We start from the raw sequence: 18,889 nt of genomic DNA, 5'->3' as shown, positions 1-18,889 counted from the left end.
GGGCCCCGAAGCGTCTCGAACCTTAGAGCGCCTGCGGGAACGTGAAGAAGCCGTTCGGGTCGTACTGCTTCTTCACCGTCGTGAGCCGTGCCGCCGCGTCGCCGTAGTACGCCTTCCGCCAGTTCGTCAGGGACGGGTCCGTGTAGTTCTGGTAGGCGGCGCCGGAGGCGTACGGCTTCATCGCGTTGTGGGCCTGGGTCAGCCAGGACTGGGCCGTGGTGCCGCTCGTGCCCGCCTTCCAGGCGGCGATGTACTGGGTCAGCATGCGGGAGCGGCGGTGGACGAACGCCGTCGCGGTCGGGGAGACGCGGTTGACCGCTCCGCCGAGGGCCGTGAAGGCGATGCTGCCGGAGCCGCCGCGGACCGACTTGATCTGGGTGAGCAGGGTCTGGATGCCGGCCGTGGAGATCGAACGGTCGTAGAAGTCGGACTTCGCGGTGTACGTCTCGCGTTGCAGCGCGCCCTGCGGGGAGCGGCCCGGGGTGGAGCCGGGGAGGTGGCACTGGGCGTCCGTCGAGAAGGACGAGCAGCCGGCGTAGATCTCCATCGCCTCCTCGTACGAGCGGCGCCGCAGGGAGACGCTGCTCGCGGGGCCGGGGCCGCCGGGGCCGTCGGCGAGGCGGTCCACCGCGTTCTGGAGTTCGGTGTAGGTGCCGAGGGAGAAGGCGGCGACGGAGACGGTGGGGGTGCCGCCGGCGTGGTTCTCCAGGTGGAGGGAGGACCAGATCTCGTCGGGCTGGGTGGGGCCCCACTCCTGCCAGGCCTTGAAGACGGTGGCCGCCTTCGACCAGGGCCAGCTCATGTACGCCGTGACGGCCTGCGGGGCGGGGTGGGTCTTGAAGCGGAGCTCGGTGACCACGCCGAAGTTGCCGTTGCCCGCGCCGCGCAGGGCCCAGAAGAGGTCCTTGTTCTCGGTCGCGTTCGCGGTGACCTGCTTACCGTCCGCCGTGATCAGTGTGGCCTGGGTGAGGCTGTCGCAGGTCAGGCCGTAGGCGCGGGAGACGACCCCGTGGCCGCCGCCGAGGGTCAGGCCCGAGACGCCGACGGTCGGGCAGGAGCCGGCCGGGATGGTGACGCCCTTCGCGGTGAGGGCGCGGTAGACGTCGATGAGCTTGGAGCCGGCGCCGACGACCGCGGAACCGCCGCTCGCCCGGATCGTGTTGAGCCTCGACACGTCCACGATGAGCCGGTTGTTCCCGGAGGACCAGCCGGCGTACGAGTGGCCGCCGTTGCGGATCGCGACGGTGAGGCCGTGGGCCTTGGCGTAGGCGAGGGTGGTGCGGATGTCGTCGGCGTGGGCGATGTACGCGACCGCGGCGGGCTTCAGGTTGTCGAAGCGGGTGTTGTAGAGCTGATGGGCGGCCGGCCAGTTCGCCTCGCCCGGCCGGATCAGGGTGCCGTCGAGGTCGCGGGCGAGCGCGGTCCAGTTGGCGGGGGCGGGCGTGGCGGCGGCGCTGGTTCTGTTCGACGTACGCGCGGACTTGCCGCTGGTGGCCGTCTGCGCCGCGTCGGCCTTGTCGCCGCCGGTGCACGCGGCCGTCGTCGCCGCGGCGAGCGCGGCCACGCCGCCGCCGATGAACGTACGCCGTTCCATGTCGCCTCCTGAGGTTTCGTGGAACGAGACGAGGTGATGGGGTCAGGGGTTCCATCGTGCCCATCCGGAAACGGATACGCCTCCTCCGGATCAATGGCCACGCCGCCTCCGGGTCAGCGGCCTAGCCCCCTCCGGGTTAGCGGCTACGCCCCCGCCGGATCGACGGCCACGTCCCCGCCGGATCACCGGCACCGGCTACGCCCCCTCCGGATTCAGATGGCCCTCCGCGTCCGTGCGGGCCTGGCTTCTCGCTCTTCGGGCCGGGCCGCGCCAGCCGCAGATGCAGCGGGCGGTGCAGAAACGGCCTTGTTCGACCGTGGTGGTGCGGTGTTCCTGGGGTGGGGGAGGTATGTCCTGCGCTGGCACGGTGACAACGTTAGTCGGCCTCGGTGCTGCATCCATCAGCTGCCTCCGGCAGCGGACTTCTTATGCGCGTGACGGGGTCGCGCCGGTCGTCGTTAGCGGAGCGTCAGGGGGTCCGTGACGGAGGCAGGCGATGGCGGAGCGACAGCAGAGGCGGACGGCGGGTGGGGCCGGCGTGGTGGCGGGTCTTGTGGCTGTCGTTCTCGCCGGGGGGTCCGGGTGTGCGGGGGGCGGGGGCGGCGGTGCGGACGGGCGGCCCGCTGTCCAGGATCTGCATCTCGCCGCCGACCGGCTGGTGCGGGCGGGGAGTTCCAAGGCCCGGACCTCGATGGAGATGGCGACCGGGGGGACCCGCGTCACCATTCGGGGGGAGGGGGTCTACGACTACCGGCGGCAGCTGGGGCAGCTCAAGGTGCTGCTGCCGCAGGATCCCGCCGGGCAGAGCGAGCATCGGCCGATCACCGAACTGCTGGCCCCTGGTGCCCTGTTCATGAAGAACCGGGGGGCCGGAGTGCCCGCCGACAAGTGGGTCCGGGTCGACACCGCCTCGATGACCGACGGGAATCTCGTCACCGGGGGCGCCACCGATCCGTTCGTCGCCGCCGAGCTGCTGCGGGGGGCGCGTACCGCCACGTACGTCGGGCGGACCGAGGTCGCGGGGACGGCCGTACGGCACTATCGCGGGACCGCCGATCTCGTCGTCGCCGCCGCGGACGCCTCTACCGGGAACAGGGCGGCGCTGGGTGCGGCGGCGAAAGGGTTCGCCACGGCGCGGGTGCCCTTCGACGTGTACCTCGACGACGAGGGACGGATCCGCAAGGTCCGGCACCGGTTCAGCTTCGTCAACGGGCAGCAGAAGGGGACCGTGGCGGTGGCCTCGACGACCTTGCTCTATGACTTCGGGGCCCCCGTCGACGTACGGCTTCCGGACGACGGTGACATCTATGCCGGGAAGATCGCCGAGGGGTGAGCGGAGGGATCCGGGGGAGGGGCCGGGGGTGAGCGGTCGTGACGGGCGTCAAGAACTAGCCCGTCCGTGCCATGCGCGGTGTGTAGACCGCTCCCTACTCTAGGAAGCGGTGACGGCAGAGAAGAGGTGATGCACGTGGCTCCGGTCGGCGGTACGGCAGTTCAGGACCACGTGGCCCTCGCCGAGATCGAGCTGTGCGGAGAGCTGATCATCGCGGCGTCGGCCGCGCATGAGGACCGGCTCAGCCTTGAGAGCATCGACGAGGTGCTGAAAGTGGTCCAGGAACGCGAGGACGCCCCCGGCGAGTGAGCCGGGGGCGTTGTTCCGTCAGCCACGCCGCGCGGGTCACGTCCGCAGCATGCGGGCGATCGCCTGCGTCGCCTCCTGCACCTTCGCGTCGACCTCGTCGCCGCCCTTGACCGCCGCGTCCGCGACGCAGTGCCGCAGGTGTTCCTCCAGGAGCTGCAGTGCGAAGGACTGGAGCGCCTTGGTGGAGGCGGACACCTGCGTGAGTATGTCGATGCAGTAGACGTCCTCGTCGACCATGCGCTGGAGGCCGCGGATCTGGCCCTCGATCCGGCGCAGGCGCTTGAGGTGTTCGTCCTTCTGCTTGTGGTAGCCGTGCGTGGTGTGCTCGGCGAGCTGCTCGGAGGGCGCTTCCGCGCCGGCCTCGGTGGTCGTCATCGCGTCCTCCATGTCACCTGGGCAGTTATATACCCCTACTGGGTATATCGTACCCAACTTTGGCGGGTATAGGGCCTGCGGACGGCCCCCGTGCCAACCACTCTGCCTGATGGGCGACACTGGGGGACGGCCCATTAGCCGTGGCCGGATGATGCACTTAGCATCAGCCTGACCGAAACCAATGCACCCTGAGGACCCCTTGTGCGCTTTCGTCTGACCCCCCGGGAGACGAGCTTCTACGACATGTTCGCCGCTTCCGCGGACAACATCGTCACGGGCTCGAAGCTCCTGATGGAACTGCTCGGGGCGGACACCGCCGGCCGGGCCGAGATCGCAGAGCGTATGCGGGCCGCTGAACACGCCGGTGACGACGCCACACACGCGATCTTCCACCAGCTGAACTCCTCGTTCATCACGCCGTTCGACCGCGAGGACATCTACAACCTCGCGTCCTCCCTCGACGACATCATGGACTTCATGGAGGAGGCCGTCGACCTGGTCGTCCTCTACAACGTCGAGGAACTGCCCAAGGGCGTCGAGCAGCAGATCGAGGTGCTGGCACGGGCCGCCGAGCTCACGGCGGAGGCCATGCCGAATCTGCGGACCATGGACAACCTCACCGAGTACTGGATCGAGGTCAACCGGCTGGAGAACCAGGCCGACCAGATCCACCGCAAGCTGCTGGCCACGCTCTTCAACGGCAAGTACGACGCCATCGAGGTGCTGAAGCTCAAGCAGATCGTGGATGTGCTGGAGGAGGCCGCCGACGCCTTCGAGCACGTGGCCAACACGGTGGAGACCATCGCGGTCAAGGAGTCCTGAGCCCTTCATGGACACCTTTGCGCTGATCGTGACCATTGGCGTCGCGCTCGGATTCACGTACACGAACGGCTTCCACGACTCGGCGAACGCGATCGCCACCTCGGTCTCGACCCGGGCGCTCACGCCTCGCGCGGCGCTCGCGATGGCCGCCGTCATGAACCTCGCCGGTGCTTTCCTCGGTTCCGGGGTCGCGAAGACGGTCTCCGAGGGTCTGATCCAGACACCCGAGGGCTCGAAGGGGATGGGGATCCTCTTCGCCGCGCTGGTCGGCGCGATCACCTGGAACCTCGTCACCTGGTACTTCGGCCTGCCGTCCTCCTCCTCGCACGCCCTGTTCGGCGGCATGGTGGGCGCGGCGCTCGCGGGCGGTACGACGGTCTACTGGCACGGGGTGCTGGAGAAGGTCGTCATCCCCATGTTCATCTCCCCGGTGGTCGGCCTGCTGGCCGGTTACCTGGTCATGACGGCGATCATGTGGATCTTCCGGCGGGCCAACCCGCACAAGGCCAAGCGCGGTTTCCGGATCGCCCAGACGGTGTCCGCCGCGGGCATGGCCCTCGGGCACGGCCTCCAGGACGCGCAGAAGACCATGGGCATCGTGGTGATGGCCCTGGTCATCGCCGATGTCGAGGACTACGGCGATCCGATCCCGGTCTGGGTGAAGATCGTCTGCGCCGTGATGCTGTCGCTGGGCACGTACGCCGGCGGGTGGCGGATCATGCGGACGCTCGGGCGGAAGATCATCGAGCTCGATCCCCCGCAGGGCTTCGCCGCCGAGACGACCGGTGCGTCGATCATGTTCACCACCGCGTTCCTCTTCAAGGCGCCGATCTCGACGACCCATGTCATCACCTCCGCGATCATGGGCGTCGGTGCGACGAAGCGCGTGAACGCCGTGCGCTGGGGCGTCGCCAAGAACATCGTCCTCGGCTGGTTCATCACCATGCCGGCGGCGGCGCTGGTGGCTGCGGGCGCGTTCGGGATCGTGAATCTGGCGTTCCTGTAGGGATCTTCAAGGCCGACTCCGCTTGTCGTAAAACACCTGCATCACCCGCCCCTCCCGTGAGAGCGTATGGATCGCACGTTCTATGAACGTGTGTTCGAACACGAAACGGGAGGGGTGTTTCATGTCCATTCTCGGCAGACGGCTGTTGACCACCGCCGGTGCCGGTGCCGCGGCGATCGTGCTCGCGGCCACGCCGGCCCTGGCGGACGCCGACACCAGCTACTACGCGGACACCCGGTCGTCCGGCAACTACCTGTACCAGGCCGGAACCATGAGGTTCGACTCCGCCGGCGACCACTTCTACGCCTGCGACAACTGGTCCGACGGCGCCGGTGTCATCGGCTACTGGAAGGTCGGCAGCGGCGGTACGGTCCACTCGCTCTACAACGGCGGTGGCATCGGTACCTGTGCGCACTCCAACCAGGACCTCGCCGAGTCGGCCACGATCTACATCAAGGCCTGCCTCCGGGACGACGGTGACGTCAAGGAAGGCACGTGCAGCGACTGGGAGAAGGGTTACGCCGACGGCATCCCGTAAACCGGACCGCGCCGTAGCCGCCGTATGAAACGGGCCCGCCCCCTGATGAGCCAGGGGGCGGGCCCTTTTTCGTCCTCGCGGTGGCACCGCCATGCAGCACCGCGAGGGGTCTGTCGGCCGGGTCCGGTCTAGCCGAAGCGGCCCGAGATGTAGTCCTCCGTCGCCTGGACCGACGGGTTGGAGAAGATGCGCTCCGTCTCGTCGATCTCGATGAGCTTGCCGGGCTGGCCGACGGCGGCGAGGTTGAAGAACGCCGTGCGGTCGGAGACACGGGCGGCCTGCTGCATGTTGTGCGTCACGATGACGATCGTGAAGCGCTCCTTCAGCTCGCCGATCAGGTCCTCGATCGCGAGGGTGGAGATGGGGTCCAGGGCCGAGCAGGGCTCGTCCATGAGGAGGACCTTGGGCTCGACCGCGATCGCGCGGGCGATGCACAGGCGCTGCTGCTGGCCGCCGGAGAGGCCGGAGCCGGGCTTGTTCAGGCGGTCCTTGACCTCGTTCCAGAGGTTCGCGCCCTTCAGGGACTTCTCGACGACGTCCGCGAGCTCGGCCTTCTTGTACGAGCCGTTCAGCCGCAGGCCCGCCGCCACGTTGTCGAAGATCGACATGGTGGGGAAGGGGTTCGGGCGCTGGAACACCATGCCGACCTCGCGGCGCACGGACACCGGGTCGATGCCGGTGCCGTACAGGTCCTCGTCGTCGAGGAGGACCTTGCCCTCGACCCGGCCGCCCGGGGTGACCTCGTGCATGCGGTTGAGGGTGCGCAGGAACGTCGACTTGCCGCAGCCGGAGGGGCCGATGAAGGCCGTCACCGAGCGGGGCTCGACGGTCATCGAGATGTCTTCGATCGCCTTGTGGGATCCGTAGTAGGCGGTGAGTCCGCTTACGTCGATTCGCTTGGCCATAACTACTTCACTTCCAAAGTCTTCAGTCGCCGATGGGCCGCGTCAGCGACCGGTCTTGGGGGCCTTCCAGCGGGCGATGCCGCGGGCCACCAGGTTGAGGATCATCACGAAGGCGATCAGCGTCAGCGACGCCGCCCAGGCGCGGTCGTACGCCGCTCCCGAGCCCGCGCTGTTCGCGTACTGCTGGTAGATGTACAGCGGCAGCGACTGCTGGGCCCCCTCGAAGGGGTTGGCGTTGATGAGCGAGTTGCCCCACACCAGCAGCAGTACCGGCGCGGTCTCGCCCGCGATACGGGCGACCGCCAGCATGACGCCGGTGGTGATGCCGCCGAGGGAGGTCGGCAGGACCACCTTCAGGATCGTCCGCCACTTCGGGACGCCGAGGGCCAGGGAGGCCTCGCGCAGCTCGTTCGGGACGAGCTTGAGCATCTCCTCCGTGGAGCGGACGACGACCGGCATCATCAGGATGGCGAGGGCCATCGAGCCGGCGAAGCCGAAGGGCTGCATGTCGAACATCAGCATGATCGACAGGATGAACAGACCCGCGACGATCGACGGGATACCCGTCATGACGTCCACGAAGAAGGTGACCGCCCGGGCGAGGTTGCCGCGGCCGTACTCCACCAGGTAGATCGCGGTGAGGACGCCGATCGGCGCGGCGATCAGGGTGGCGAGGCCGACCTGCTCCAGGCTGCCGAGGATGGCGTGGTAGATACCGCCGCCCGGCTCGGAGTCCGCGGTCAGGCCCATCGAGTGGGACAGGAAGTAGAAGTCGAGGACCTTCACACCGCGCGAGACGGTCGACCAGACCAGGGACACCAGCGGGATCAGGGCGATCAGGAAGGCGACCCAGACGAACGAGGTCGCGACCCGGTCCTTGGCCTGGCGGCGGCCCTCGACGCGGGCGGCGATGGCGTACGTGCCGACCACGAAGAGGATCGCGGCGATCAGGCCCCACTGGATGTCGCTCTCCAGGCCCGCGGCCAGGCTGATGCCGATACCGAGGGCGAGCGAGCCGGCCGCGATGGCGTACGGGGACCACTTGGGGAGCCGGGCGCCGCGCAGGGTGCTGGGGCGCTTTTCGGTGAGTGCGGTGCTCATGCGTTGGCCCCCGAGTACTCCTTGCGGCGGGCGATGATCGCGCGGGCCGCGCCGTTGACCAGCAGGGTGATGACGAACAGGACGAGACCGGAGGCGATCAGCGCGTCCCGGCCGGTCTCGCTGGCCTCGCTGAACTTGCTGGCGATGTTCTGGGCGAAGGTGCCGCCGCCCGGGTCGAGCAGGCTGGCCTGGATGTCGAAGGTCGGGGAGAGCACGGTGGCCACGGCCATCGTCTCGCCGAGCGCGCGGCCGAGGCCCAGCATCGACGCGGAGATCACACCGGAGCGGCCGAACGGCAGGACGGCCATCCGGACGACCTCCCAGCGCGTGGCGCCGAGGGCCAGGGCCGCCTCCTCGTTCATCCGGGGCGTCTGCCGGAAGACCTCACGGCTGACGTTGGTGATGATCGGCAGGATCATGATCGCGAGCAGGATGCCGACGGTGAGCATCGAGCGGGGCGCGCCGCCCTGCCAGGAGAAGATGCCGGTCCAGCCCAGGTAGTCGTCCAGCCAGCCGTACAGGCCGTTCATGTGCGGGACGAGGATCAGGGCGCCCCACAGGCCGTACACGATGGACGGGACGGCGGCGAGCAGGTCGATCACATAGGCGATCGGGCCGCTCAGCCTGCGCGGGGCGTAGTGCGTGAGGAACAGCGCGATGGCGACCGCGATCGGGACCGCGATGACCATGGCGATGATCGAGGAGACGACCGTGCCGAAGGCGAGGACGGCGATGCCGAACCGCGGCGGCACGAGGCCGGTGTTCCACTCGAAGGCGGTGAAGAAGTTGACGTCGTCCTTGCTGATCGCGATCGAGGCGCGATAGGTGAGGAAGCCGGCGATGGCGGCCATGATCACCAGTAGCAGGATGCCCGAGCCGCGGGAGAGGGCGAGGAAGACGCGGTCGCCGGGTCGGGTGGCGCCGCGGGCCGCGCGCTTCTGCTCGGTCACGGAAGGCTGTGGGGTGGGGGGAGGTGCGTCGGTTATCTGTGTGGTGTCCATCGGGTTCTCCGGTCTGCGGAGCCGTACGGTGTGCGGCTCCTGGCGGCGGTGCACCGGACGGTGCGTCCGGGCCGGGGGTTCCTGGGTTGACGGGCCCCGGCCCGGAGCGCACTCGTAAGGATTAGCTCAGGCTCTCGATGGTGGTGCGAACCTTCGCGATGATGTCGTCGGGGATCGGCGCGTAGTCGTTGTCCGCGAGCACGCCCTGACCCTCCTCGGAGGCGATGTAGCGCAGGAACGCCTTCGTCGCGGGCAGGGTGTCGGCCTTGTTGCCCTTGTCGCAGACGATCTCGTAGGTGACCAGGACCATCGGGTAGGCGCCGTCGGCCTTGGTGCCGTAGTTCAGCTTCAGCGAGTAGTCGCTGCCGGTGCCGACGACCTGGGCCTCGGCGATGGCCTTCGTGGCGTTCTCGACGGTGGCCTCGACCGGGGCGGAGGCGCCGGTGTCGAGGGAGGCCGCGGTGATGCCGTCCTTGGCGTACGACAGCTCGAAGTAGCCGATGGCGCCGTTGGTCTCCTTGACCTGCTGGGCCACACCGGAGGAGCCGGACGCCGACTGGCCGCCCTTGGCCTGCCAGGCCTTGCCGCCCTCGTAGGGGAAGGAGTCCTTGGCCTCGGAGATCAGGTACTTGGTGAAGTTGTCCGTGGTGCCGGACTCGTCCGAGCGGTGGAACGCCTGGATCTTCAGGTCGGGCAGCTTGACGCCCGGGTTCAGCTTGGCGATCGCCGCGTCGTTCCAGTTGGTGATCTCGTTGTTGAAGATCTTGGCGAGGGTCTCGGCGTTCAGCGTGAGCTTGTCGACGCCGGAGACGTTGAAGCCGGCCACGATCGGGCCGCCGACCATCGGGAGGTCGATGCCGGTGCCGCCGGAGCAGACCTTCTTGGAGGCGGTGACCTCTTCGGGCTTCAGGGCGGAGTCCGAGCCGGCGAAGGCGACCTGGCCGTTGTTGAAGGCGGTGATGCCCGCGCCGGAGCCGGAGCCCTTGTAGTTGATCTGCACGCCGCACTGGGCGGTGAACTGCTTCACCCAGGCGTCGATCGCGTTCTTCTGCGCGGAGGAGCCGTCGGCGAGCAGCTGACCCTTGGCGTCGTCGCACTTGATGCTGCCGGCCTGCGCGGTCGAGGACCCGGTGGCGTCGCCGCCGTTGCTGGTGTCGTCGGAGCCGCACGCCGTGAGGGCCAGGGCGCCGGAGACGGCGATCGCGCCGAGAGCGAGGACTCGCCGGTTCTTGCGCTGAAGCTTCACTGAGGGAGTTCCTTCCGAGAGCCGCCGTCCTGAATTCGGCGGCGTGCGAAGACTGGGTGATGCGGACACGTCTTCGAGGTGTTGTCCCGAGGGGCGGTCCGCACCGCGTAAGGCCGAAATTAGGCAGATCAGGTGAAGGCGCCGACTGGCGGAAATGAACGGGGGGTGAACCCCTGCCGACAGTGCGGTGAGGTCACGGAACGCTCACGTCAAGGACACGGAGCGATTCCGGACTATGTCAGGTGCAAGGAGGCCAGCAGAGAGGCCACGAGGGTGCGGTCCCTCGGTTGGGTCAGGCGGTTTCTGGCGGCCGTCGGGGGGAGCCAGAGGATGCGGTCGACCTCGGTGTTCGGGGTGAAGGCGCCCTCGGTGGCTTCGGCCGCCCAGTAGCGGACCCGCTTGGGGCGGCCGTTCGCCAGATAGTGCAGCGTCGGGAGTTCGGCGCCGGTCACGGCCTGGTAGCCGGTCTCCTCCGCCACCTCGCGCAGGGCTCCGGCGAGGGCGTTCTCGCCACGCTTCAGCTTGCCCTTGGGGTGGGACCAATCGTCGTATTTCGGGCGGTGTACGAGGCATACCTCCAGCTCACCGTCGATGGGCGAGCGGCGCCACAGGACACAGCCCGCCGCCTCGACGGTGGTGTTGTCGGGAGAGCTCACCGGGGGATCACCCCTTCGCTGGTGCGGGTGGTGGTGTCTACGACGTACTGACGGTTTCCATCTGCCACGAACGCTGGAAGGCGAACCTGGCCGCCTCCACTTCGTGCCGCTGGTCGGCGTGGAGGACGCCGAGGGCGTACGCGGTCGCCGGGGCGATCCGGGGCGTACGGGCAGCCTGCGCGGCGGCGGCCGCCGCCTCGGACGCGTCGCGGTGCCGGTCGAGTGCCTCGCCGGCCGCGAGGAGGCGTACGTCGAGGGAGTCGCCGTACAGGGCCTCCCGGGCGTACCGGTGCAGGCGCAGGAGGAGGCGGACCTGGTGCCAGGGGGCGTCCTGGGGGTGGGGGGACGGGTCCGGGGAGAGGCCGTGGATGAGGGCCTCGGCGTTGTAGGGGAGGCCCGCGGTGACGAGGGGGAGGGCGGCTACGGCGTCCTTGAGGCGGTCCTCGGCGGCGAGCGCGAGGGGGCGGAGGTCCGCGGTGACGGCCGTCTGCACCAGGGGGACTTCGCTGGCCAGTACGGCGATGTGGTCGGCGACCGCGTGGAAGCGGGAGGAGCCGAGGGCCTGGAGGGCGGTGCTGTGGGCGCGGGTGCGGGCGAGGGTGAGCTGGCGGTCGAGGAGGGCGCCTGCTTTTGCGGCGCCTACGGTGAGGTTGCCTCGGTCCGGGGTTGGCGTCGGGGGGGTCTCGCTCGCGGCGCTGGCCGGTGCCGCTTTCCTTGGGTCGGGAGCCGCCCCAGCGGCACGATTGCCCGCAGCTACGGCAGAGGGGTCGACAGCTGCGCCGGTCGCGCCCGTCGCCTGACCCGGCAGCACCGTCGCCCCCGACAGCCTGTGCAGGGCCAGCAGCAGTCTCTCCAGCCTCGCCTCGCACGCGTGCTCCGATGCCAGGGTGCCGGAGACCCAGGCCAGTTCGGGGCGGATGCGTTCCGACCAGTCCTGGTCGAGGAGGGGGCGGAAGGTGTGCAGGCTGCCGCTGATGCGGCGGGCCGAGCGGCGCAGTGCCCGGGCCGCGTCGACGGATCCCCCCGTGCCCTGCGCCGCGGCGGACGCCGACGCCGACGTCGTACCGCCGGTTTCGCGGTGCAGTCGCAGGGCGCGGAGGAATTCCGTGGCCTGGGCCCGGAGGTAGCCCGCGAGGGCTTCCCCCGTCACCGGCCCGGCCGTCGGATCCGTCGGGTCAAGGTGTTGCTGTGCCACGCCGGCGCCTCCGGGCGTCTATGAGCATCTCCTGGATGTTGCGCAGGGGCTGGCCGTCCGCGTCGGTCGCGTGCCGTTCCCACTCGCCGTCCGGGCCCAGGTGCCAGGACGAGGTGGTGTCGGACATGCCCGTCTCCAGGAGGCGGTTGAGGGCCGCGCGGTGGGCCGGGTCGGTCACCCTGACCAGGGCCTCGATACGGCGGTCGAGGTTGCGGTGCATCATGTCGGCGCTGCCGATCCACATCTCGGGCTCGCCGCCGTTGCCGAAGCCGAAGATCCGGGAGTGCTCCAGGAAGCGGCCGAGGATGGAACGGACCCGGATGTTCTCCGACAGGCCCGTGACACCGGGGCGGATCGCGCAGATGCCGCGCACCCAGACGTCGACCGGGACGCCGGCCTGGGAGGCGCGGTAGAGCGAGTCGATGAGCGCCTCGTCCACCATCGAGTTGACCTTGATGCGGATGAACGCCGGGCGGCCCGCGCGGTGGTGCTGGACTTCCTTGTTGATCCGCGAGATCAGGCCGTCGCGCAGGGACTTGGGGGCCACCAGGAGGCGGCGGTAGGTCTCGCGGCGGGAGTAGCCGGACAGGCGGTTGAAGAGGTCCGAGAGGTCCGCGCCGACCTGCGGGTCGGCGGTCAGCAGACCGAGGTCCTCGTAGAGCCTCGCCGTCTTCGGGTGGTAGTTGCCGGTGCCGACGTGGCTGTAACGCCGTAGCGTCTCGCCCTCCTGACGGACCACCAGGGACAGCTTGCAGTGGGTCTTCAGGCCGACGAGGCCGTAGACGACATGGCAGCCCGCCTCCTCCAGCTTGCGTGCCCACTTGATGTTGGCGTGCTCGTCGAAGCGGGCCTTGATCTCGACCAGGACGAGGACCTGCTTGCCGGCCTCGGCGGCGTCGATGAGCGCGTCGACTATGGGGGAGTCGCCCGAAGTCCGGTACAGGGTCTGCTTGATGGCGAGGACGTCCGGGTCCTCGGCCGCCTGCTGGAGGAAGGCCTGCACGGAGGTGGAGAAGCTGTCGTACGGGTGGTGCAGCAGGACGTCGCGGGCGCGCAGGGCCGCGAAGATGTCCGGCGCGGACGCCGACTCGACCTCGGCCAGGTCGCGGTGGACACCGGCGATGAACTTCTTGTACTTGAGCTCGGGACGGTCGAGGCCGGCGATGCGGAAGAGGCCCGTGAGGTCCAGGGGGCCGGGGAGGGGATACACCTCCGCCTCGGAGATCTTGAGCTCGCGCACGAGGAGGTCCAGGACCTCGCGGTCGATGGACTCCTCCACCTCAAGGCGCACCGGCGGGCCGAAGCGGCGCCGCATGAGCTCCTTCTCCAGGGCCTGGAGCAGGTTCTCGGCGTCGTCCTCCTCGACCTCCAGGTCCTCGTTCCGGGTGAGGCGGAAGGCGTGGTGCTCCAGCACCTCCATGCCCGGGAACAGCTCCTCCAGGTGGGCCGCGATGACGTCCTCGATGGGGACGTAACGGCCGGGGGAGCTCTCCAGGAAACGGGACAGCAGCGGCGGGACCTTGACGCGGGCGAAGTGGCGGTGGCCGGTGACGGGGTTCCGTACGACGACCGCGAGGTTCAGCGAGAGACCCGAGATGTACGGGAAGGGGTGCGCCGGGTCGACCGCCAGCGGGGTCAGGACCGGGAAGATCTGGTGCCGGAAGAGGGTGAAGAGGCGGGCCTGCTCCTTCTCCTGGAGCTCGTTCCAGCGGACCAGGTGGATGCCCTCCTCCGCGAGCGCGGGGGCGACGTCCTCGTGGTAGCAGGCGGCGTGCCGGGCCATCAGCTCGCGGGAGCGGGCCCAGATCATCTCCAGCACCTCGCGCGGCTGGAGGCCGGAGGCGGAGCGGGTGGCGACGCCGGTGGCGATACGGCGCTTCAGTCCCGCCACCCGGACCATGAAGAACTCGTCCAGGTTGCTGGCGAAGATGGCGAGGAAGTTCGCCCGTTCGAGGAGCGGGGTGTTCGGGTCCTCGGCGAGCTCCAGGACGCGCTCGTTGAACGCGAGCCAGCTGCGCTCCCGGTCGAGGAAACGGCCCTGGGGCAGCTGGGCGCCGTCGTACGGGGCCTCCTCGTACGCGTCGAGGTCGGCGTCGATGTCGGGTTCCAGGTCGGAGACCGCGGCGGCGACCGTGTGCGGGCGGTGCGCGGCTATGGAGCCCACGGAGGGCTGCGCGTGCTGGACCTGTGCTGCCTGGGCGTTGGGCTGGCTCATGGACCCATTCTTCCGCGCCGACGGCGTGACGGGCGCGTCGGAGGCCGCGGGCGGGAGCGCGATGACTCCGTTCCGAGCGGATCCCTCGGGGGGCGGCGAAGGCTCAGGCACGGCGGGCTTCATTCGCTGAGCGTCGCAAGGCTGTCTGAACCGTTGGTTACGGAGACATGGCGTGCGGGACACCGGGGGGCGGATCCCGGACGTCTACAGGGTCGTGCGGGTGTCCGGTACGGGGCAGTGCGTGTGTTCGGTACAGGGCCGCCCGGGTGTCCGGGCCGCACGTCCCCCACCCCCGTGGGAGGACGTGCGGCCCGGAAGTCAGGGGGCAGGGGTCAGAGGTCAGAGCGCGCGGGTGCGGCGCCGCAGCAGCCAGAACGCCGCTCCCACCGCCGCGGCGGCGACCGCGAGGGTGAGGCCGGTCTCGATGAGCTGGAGGGGCCAGAAGTGGGAGGCGGGGTGGTAGTCGGTGTAGTAGCCGGTCACCCCGTGGTCGGCCAGGCACTTCATGCTGTCGGCGCAGTCCGGGGTGGGGACGCGGGCGCCGGTGGCGGTGAGGGAGCCCTGCTCGCCCCACATGACGTGGTCCGGGACGGTGCGGGCGCTGTCCATGGCGGCGGTGAAGGTCTTCCAGGGCCACAGCTGGGGGGTCACCTCACCGGTGACGTACTGCACGAGCCCGGTGACCAGGAAGGACACGGCGAGGGCCGGCAGGGTGCGGCGCAGCACGAGGCCCGCGAGGGCGCCGACGGTGAGGGCGAGCAGGGGCTGGGCGATGCCGACCGGGCCGTTCGTGCTGAAGATCGTGTCCTGGTACCACTCCCAGCCGAACGGGAACTCGTTCGCCTCGAACACCATGCGGTGCAGCAGCACCAGCACGGTCGTGCCGGCGGTGATCAGGGCGGCGGGGACGGCGAGCTTCGCGGCCAGCCAGCGGGCCGGTGTCACGCCCTGGGTCCAGGCCAGCCGCGCGGTGCCGTTCTCCAGCTCGCGGGCTATGAGCGCGGCGCCCGCCCAGACGGAGACGAGCTGCGGGGCCCAGAAGATCGTCCACTCGGCGAGGGAGACCGTCCGGTAGTAGTCGTTGAGCGTGGTGTCCCAGTGGCAGGAGTCGTCGGCGGCGGGGCAGGCCTTGTGCCACGCGGCCAGGGCGGAGTCCGCGCCGGGGCCGTATGCCCACAGGAAGCCCAGCGCGGCGGCGAGGACCAGGAGCGTCCAGACGATCAGGGCGCCGCGGTGCAGCCGCAGCACGGTGAGGCCGGTGCGGGGTGCCGCCGCGGGGACGGTGCGGGGCGCCGTGGGGACGGTCGCGGTCATGCGGGGGACTCCTGGCGGGGGGTGGGAGCGGGGCGGGTGCGGTGGCGGAGCAGGAGGAACGCGGCGGTGGTGGCGAGGGCCGTGACGGCGAGGACGATGCCGGTCTCGACGAGGTGCAGGGGCCAGAAGTGCGACGCGGGGTGGTAGAGGCCGCCGCCCTGCTGCCAGACCGTGTCCGGCAGTTCGCGTCCGTGGCTGTCGGCCACGGGCCAGTAGTCGCCCCGGTACTTCTGCACATACAGGTTGAGCAGGATCATCACGGCGACCGCGATGCCCAGCGCGGGCAGTGAGCGGCGCACGATGAGCGCGGTGAGCGTGCCGACCGCGAGCGCGCACAGGGCGTACGCCACGACGAGCGGGCCGCGCGCGGCGAACACGTCGGCGAAGCCCCAGTCGTCGCCCATCAGATCGCGGTGCGCCGACCAGGCCCACCGGTAGACGGGGACGAACACCGCGCCGCCCGCGATCAGGACCAGCGCCGGCACCGCGAGCTTGGTGGCCAGCCAGCGCGTCGGCGACACGTCCTGCGTCCACGCCAACCGCGCGGTGCCCGACTCCAGTTCACGGCCTATGAGCGCGCCGGCCGCCCACGCGGCGACGGCCCAGAAGCCGTAATACATGATCGTGCTGACCCAGCCCATCGGTTCGCTGTAGTCGCGCCAGGCCCAGATTCCGCAGGTGCCCGGGGAGTTCTTCGGGCAGGCGGCCAGCGTCGCGTGCACGTCGTCGGCGGTGACCTCGGTCAGCCACACCAGCCAGGCCACCGAGCCCAGCACGAACACGGTCCACACGATCAGCGCCGTGCGGTGCAGCCGCAGCACGGCCCCGGTCATGAGACGGCCCGGGTGCGGGCGGCGGTCACGCGGAACGCGGCCAGGGCGAGCAGGGCGGCGACGGCGAGCACGAGCGCGGAGGCGGTGAGCTGGAGCGGCCAGTAGTGGGAGAGCGGGTGGTAGTCCTTGTACCAGCCGACGGCGCCGAGGCGTTCGTAGAGCGTCTCGCACTCCTTGCTGATGGTGCTGCCGCAGAACGGGTTGGCGAGGTGCTTCCCGGTGGCGGTGTACAGGCCCGTGCTCACGTCGATGCCGGCGCCCGAGGGCCACTCCTGCGCGAGGCTCGCCGTGCTGGTCACGGGGGACCAGAGGTACGGCAGTGCCTGGTGGAGGCCGAACCACAGCGCGCCCACGGCGGCCACGGCGGCGCCCAGCGCGGCCAGCGAGCGGCGCAGGAGGATGCCCGCGAAGGCGCCGGCGAACAGTCCGGCCAGGGCGAGGGCGACGGTGATGGGGCCGCCCGCGTAGAAGGTGGGCGGGTCGTACCAGGTCTTGGCGGTGTCGATGTGGCCCTCGGCCGCCCACCACATCTGGTGGTGCAGCAGGACCAGGAGGCCGGTGCCCGCGGTGACCAGGGCGGCCGGGAGGGCGAGCTTCGTGGCCAGCCAGCGGGTCGGGGAGACGCCCTGGGTCCATGCCAACTGCGCGGTGTGCTGCTCCAGTTCGCGGCCGGTGAGGGCGGCGCCCGCCCAGGCGGCGACGAGGAAGGGGACGGCGAGGACGCCGAAGGTGACGTAGTTGTAGACGTCCTTGTAGCGCAGGATCGAGGCCTGGTCGTAGCGGCAGCTCTCGGTCTTGCAGGCGGCTATCTGCCGGAACGCCGCCGCGGAGGCGTCGGCGAGCGGGCCCCACAGCCACAGGAGAGCGCCGCCGAGGGCGACCAGGACGAGCGTCCAGACGAGGAGCGCGGGGCGGTGCAGGCGGATCAGCCAGCGGGTGGTGCGGGGGGCGGCGAGGCGGGGTGCGAGGGTGGTCATGCGGAGAACTCCTCGGCGTTCGCGGGGACTCGGTCGCCAGGCGCCTCGGGGTTGCGCAGGTAGCTGAGGACCAGCTCCTCCAGGGAGGGCGTGCTGGTACGCCAGTCCGCGGCGAGGGGGGTCGCGGCGGCCGGGCGGATGAGGGCGGAGAGCTGGCGGCCGGTGGTACGGGACTCGACGACCGTGTGCGGGGCGAGGACGGTGTCCGCGGCGGCCGACACGCGCGTGTGCGTCTCCAGCAGCTCGTCGATCTCGCCGCTCAGGCGCACGCGGCCGCCGCCGATCAGCAGGAGGTGGTCGCAGGAGTCCTCCAGCTCGGCGACGACATGCGAGGACATGACGATCGTGGTGCCGTACTGGGCGGCCTGGGACATCAGGACACCCATCAGCTCGTGCCGGGCCAGCGGGTCCAGATCGGCCATCGGCTCGTCCAGGAGCAGCAGTTCGGGCCGCTTGCCGAGCGCGAGGGCGAGCGCGACGCGGGTGCGCTGGCCGCCGGAGAGGGCGCGGACCCGGGCCTTCGGGTCGAGGGCGCCGCCGGCCACGATCCGCTCGGCGGCGCGCCCGTCCCAGTGGCCGGGGTTGAGGTCGGCGCCCATGCGGAGCGTCTCGGCGACGCTGAGCTGGGGGTAGAGGGGCTTGTCCTGGGCGACGAAGCCCACGCGTGCGCGTGCCTCGCCCGCGGGCCCGCCGAGGACGGCGAGGCTGCCCTCGGTCGGCGCCATGAGGCCGGCGGCGAGGGCGAGCAGCGTGGACTTGCCGGCGCCGTTGGGGCCCACGACGGCGCAGACGCGGCCGGTGGGGAGGGCGAAGGTGCAGTCGCGCAGGGCCCATCCGGCGGACCGCCGCAGCCGGCCGAAGCGCTTGCCCAGCGCGGCTGCCTCAAGGGCGGTGTCGGTCATGAAGGGTCTCCCTGGCTGTGCTGGTCCTGGGTCCGGGGGTGCGGGGGGTGCCGGTCCGGGGTTCGTTGGTCCGGGCTGTGCCGGTCCGGGGTGTGTCGGTCCGGGCCGGTCTCCAGGAAGTGCTTTTCGAGTGCGGCGGTGAAGAGTGCGGCGATGTCGTCGCGGTCGAGTCCTGCCGCCCGGGCCCGCTGGGTCCAGTCGTCGAGCTCGGAGTGCAGGGGCGAGTCGGTGGCGGCGGCGCCGAGGCCGCGGCGCACGAAGGTGCCGAGGCCGCGGCGGGCCTCGACCAGGCCCTCGCGCTCCAGCTCGCGGTAGGCCTTCAGGACGGTGTTCGGATTGATGGCGGTGGCCTCCACTACCTCGCGAGCCGTGGGGAGCTTGTCGCCCGGCTCCAGGTGGCCCAGGCGGAGGGCCTGCTTGGTCTGCTGGACGATCTGGACGTACGTGGCGACCCCGGAGTGCCGGTCGATGCGGTACTCGACCACCCGTGCACCACCCTTTCACTAATTGAGTAGTGAAAGGGTGGTGGAAGGTGGCTGAGAAAGTCAAGCCCGATTCCGTGAACCG

At 70.3% G+C, this 18,889-nt stretch carries 20 protein-coding genes; 5 read left to right on the top strand and 15 right to left on the bottom strand.

Features of this window, described 5'->3' with window-relative positions:
- Window positions 1-22: 22 nt before the first annotated feature.
- Entirely contained in the window at window positions 23-1,594 is a 1,572-nt protein-coding gene (locus tag ABZ928_RS48835; RefSeq protein ID WP_361535181.1) for an FAD-binding oxidoreductase, read from the bottom strand.
- Between the two features lie 195 nt (window positions 1,595-1,789).
- Entirely contained in the window at window positions 1,790-1,996 is a 207-nt protein-coding gene (locus ABZ928_RS48830; protein WP_361535178.1) for a hypothetical protein, read from the bottom strand.
- 94 nt (window positions 1,997-2,090) lie between these two features.
- Here ABZ928_RS48830 and ABZ928_RS48825 point away from each other — a divergent pair, with 94 nt between their 5' ends.
- Window positions 2,091-2,927: a hypothetical protein gene (locus ABZ928_RS48825; RefSeq protein ID WP_361535175.1), complete on the top strand. Its 837-nt coding sequence runs from the start codon at window positions 2,091-2,093 to the stop codon at window positions 2,925-2,927.
- Between the two features lie 129 nt (window positions 2,928-3,056).
- The gene (locus ABZ928_RS48820; protein WP_361535172.1) at window positions 3,057-3,236 is read left to right on the top strand and encodes a hypothetical protein; all 180 of its coding nucleotides are present in this window, start codon (window positions 3,057-3,059) and stop codon (window positions 3,234-3,236) included.
- Between the two features lie 36 nt (window positions 3,237-3,272).
- Here ABZ928_RS48820 and ABZ928_RS48815 read toward each other — a convergent pair whose 3' ends face one another.
- Window positions 3,273-3,611, bottom strand: coding sequence for a metal-sensitive transcriptional regulator (locus ABZ928_RS48815; protein WP_361535169.1), 339 nt, complete (start codon window positions 3,609-3,611; stop codon window positions 3,273-3,275).
- Window positions 3,612-3,812: 201 nt separating this feature from the next.
- On the opposite strand from ABZ928_RS48815, the gene ABZ928_RS48810 reads away from it, so the two are divergent.
- From ABZ928_RS48810 to ABZ928_RS48800, 3 genes are all read left to right on the top strand, one after another.
- On the top strand, window positions 3,813-4,433 hold the full coding sequence (locus ABZ928_RS48810; protein WP_020140237.1) for a DUF47 family protein: 621 nt from the start codon (window positions 3,813-3,815) through the stop codon (window positions 4,431-4,433).
- A gap of 7 nt (window positions 4,434-4,440) precedes the next feature.
- Entirely contained in the window at window positions 4,441-5,439 is a 999-nt protein-coding gene (locus ABZ928_RS48805) for an inorganic phosphate transporter (RefSeq protein WP_361535166.1), read from the top strand.
- A 121-nt stretch (window positions 5,440-5,560) separates the two neighbouring features.
- Window positions 5,561-5,977 carry a hypothetical protein gene (locus ABZ928_RS48800; protein WP_361535163.1) on the top strand — a complete coding sequence of 139 codons (417 nt, stop codon included), beginning with the start codon at window positions 5,561-5,563 and terminating at the stop codon, window positions 5,975-5,977.
- 128 nt (window positions 5,978-6,105) lie between these two features.
- On the opposite strand, the gene pstB is transcribed toward ABZ928_RS48800, so the two are convergent.
- From pstB to ABZ928_RS48740, 12 genes are all read right to left on the bottom strand, one after another.
- Window positions 6,106-6,882, bottom strand: coding sequence for a phosphate ABC transporter ATP-binding protein PstB (gene pstB, locus ABZ928_RS48795; RefSeq protein ID WP_361535160.1), 777 nt, complete (start codon window positions 6,880-6,882; stop codon window positions 6,106-6,108).
- Window positions 6,883-6,924: 42 nt separating this feature from the next.
- Entirely contained in the window at window positions 6,925-7,983 is a 1,059-nt protein-coding gene (pstA, locus tag ABZ928_RS48790) for a phosphate ABC transporter permease PstA (RefSeq protein ID WP_361535157.1), read from the bottom strand.
- Entirely contained in the window at window positions 7,980-8,984 is a 1,005-nt protein-coding gene (gene pstC / locus ABZ928_RS48785; RefSeq protein WP_361535154.1) for a phosphate ABC transporter permease subunit PstC, read from the bottom strand. The genes pstA and pstC overlap by 4 nt, the downstream gene beginning before the upstream one ends.
- 121 nt (window positions 8,985-9,105) lie before the next feature.
- Complete coding sequence (gene pstS / locus ABZ928_RS48780; protein WP_361535151.1) at window positions 9,106-10,230, bottom strand: phosphate ABC transporter substrate-binding protein PstS; 1,125 nt, start codon at window positions 10,228-10,230, stop codon at window positions 9,106-9,108.
- Between the two features lie 233 nt (window positions 10,231-10,463).
- Entirely contained in the window at window positions 10,464-10,886 is a 423-nt protein-coding gene (locus ABZ928_RS48775) for an NUDIX hydrolase (protein ID WP_361535148.1), read from the bottom strand.
- Between the two features lie 37 nt (window positions 10,887-10,923).
- Window positions 10,924-12,081, bottom strand: a complete 1,158-nt coding sequence (locus ABZ928_RS48770) for a CHAD domain-containing protein (RefSeq protein WP_361535145.1) — start codon at window positions 12,079-12,081, stop codon at window positions 10,924-10,926.
- Window positions 12,062-14,296, bottom strand: a complete 2,235-nt coding sequence (locus tag ABZ928_RS48765) for an RNA degradosome polyphosphate kinase (protein ID WP_361535142.1) — start codon at window positions 14,294-14,296, stop codon at window positions 12,062-12,064. Before ABZ928_RS48765 ends, ABZ928_RS48770 begins: the two co-directional genes overlap by 20 nt.
- A gap of 339 nt (window positions 14,297-14,635) precedes the next feature.
- Window positions 14,636-15,610 carry a hypothetical protein gene (locus ABZ928_RS48760; RefSeq protein ID WP_361535139.1) on the bottom strand — a complete coding sequence of 325 codons (975 nt, stop codon included), beginning with the start codon at window positions 15,608-15,610 and terminating at the stop codon, window positions 14,636-14,638.
- The gene (locus ABZ928_RS48755) at window positions 15,607-16,443 is read right to left on the bottom strand and encodes a hypothetical protein (protein ID WP_361535136.1); all 837 of its coding nucleotides are present in this window, start codon (window positions 16,441-16,443) and stop codon (window positions 15,607-15,609) included. Before ABZ928_RS48755 ends, ABZ928_RS48760 begins: the two co-directional genes overlap by 4 nt.
- Entirely contained in the window at window positions 16,440-17,420 is a 981-nt protein-coding gene (locus ABZ928_RS48750) for an ABC transporter permease (RefSeq protein ID WP_361535133.1), read from the bottom strand. Before ABZ928_RS48750 ends, ABZ928_RS48755 begins: the two co-directional genes overlap by 4 nt.
- The gene (locus ABZ928_RS48745) at window positions 17,417-18,322 is read right to left on the bottom strand and encodes an ABC transporter ATP-binding protein (protein WP_361535130.1); all 906 of its coding nucleotides are present in this window, start codon (window positions 18,320-18,322) and stop codon (window positions 17,417-17,419) included. The genes ABZ928_RS48750 and ABZ928_RS48745 overlap by 4 nt, the downstream gene beginning before the upstream one ends.
- Window positions 18,319-18,807, bottom strand: coding sequence for a GntR family transcriptional regulator (locus ABZ928_RS48740; protein ID WP_361535127.1), 489 nt, complete (start codon window positions 18,805-18,807; stop codon window positions 18,319-18,321). The genes ABZ928_RS48745 and ABZ928_RS48740 overlap by 4 nt, the downstream gene beginning before the upstream one ends.
- Window positions 18,808-18,889 lie beyond the last annotated feature (82 nt).

It is taken from the genome of Streptomyces sp. NPDC046909 (genome assembly GCF_040644695.1).
Classification (GTDB): domain Bacteria; phylum Actinomycetota; class Actinomycetes; order Streptomycetales; family Streptomycetaceae; genus Streptomyces.
This window is presented reverse-complemented; position numbering and strand designations above follow the sequence as displayed.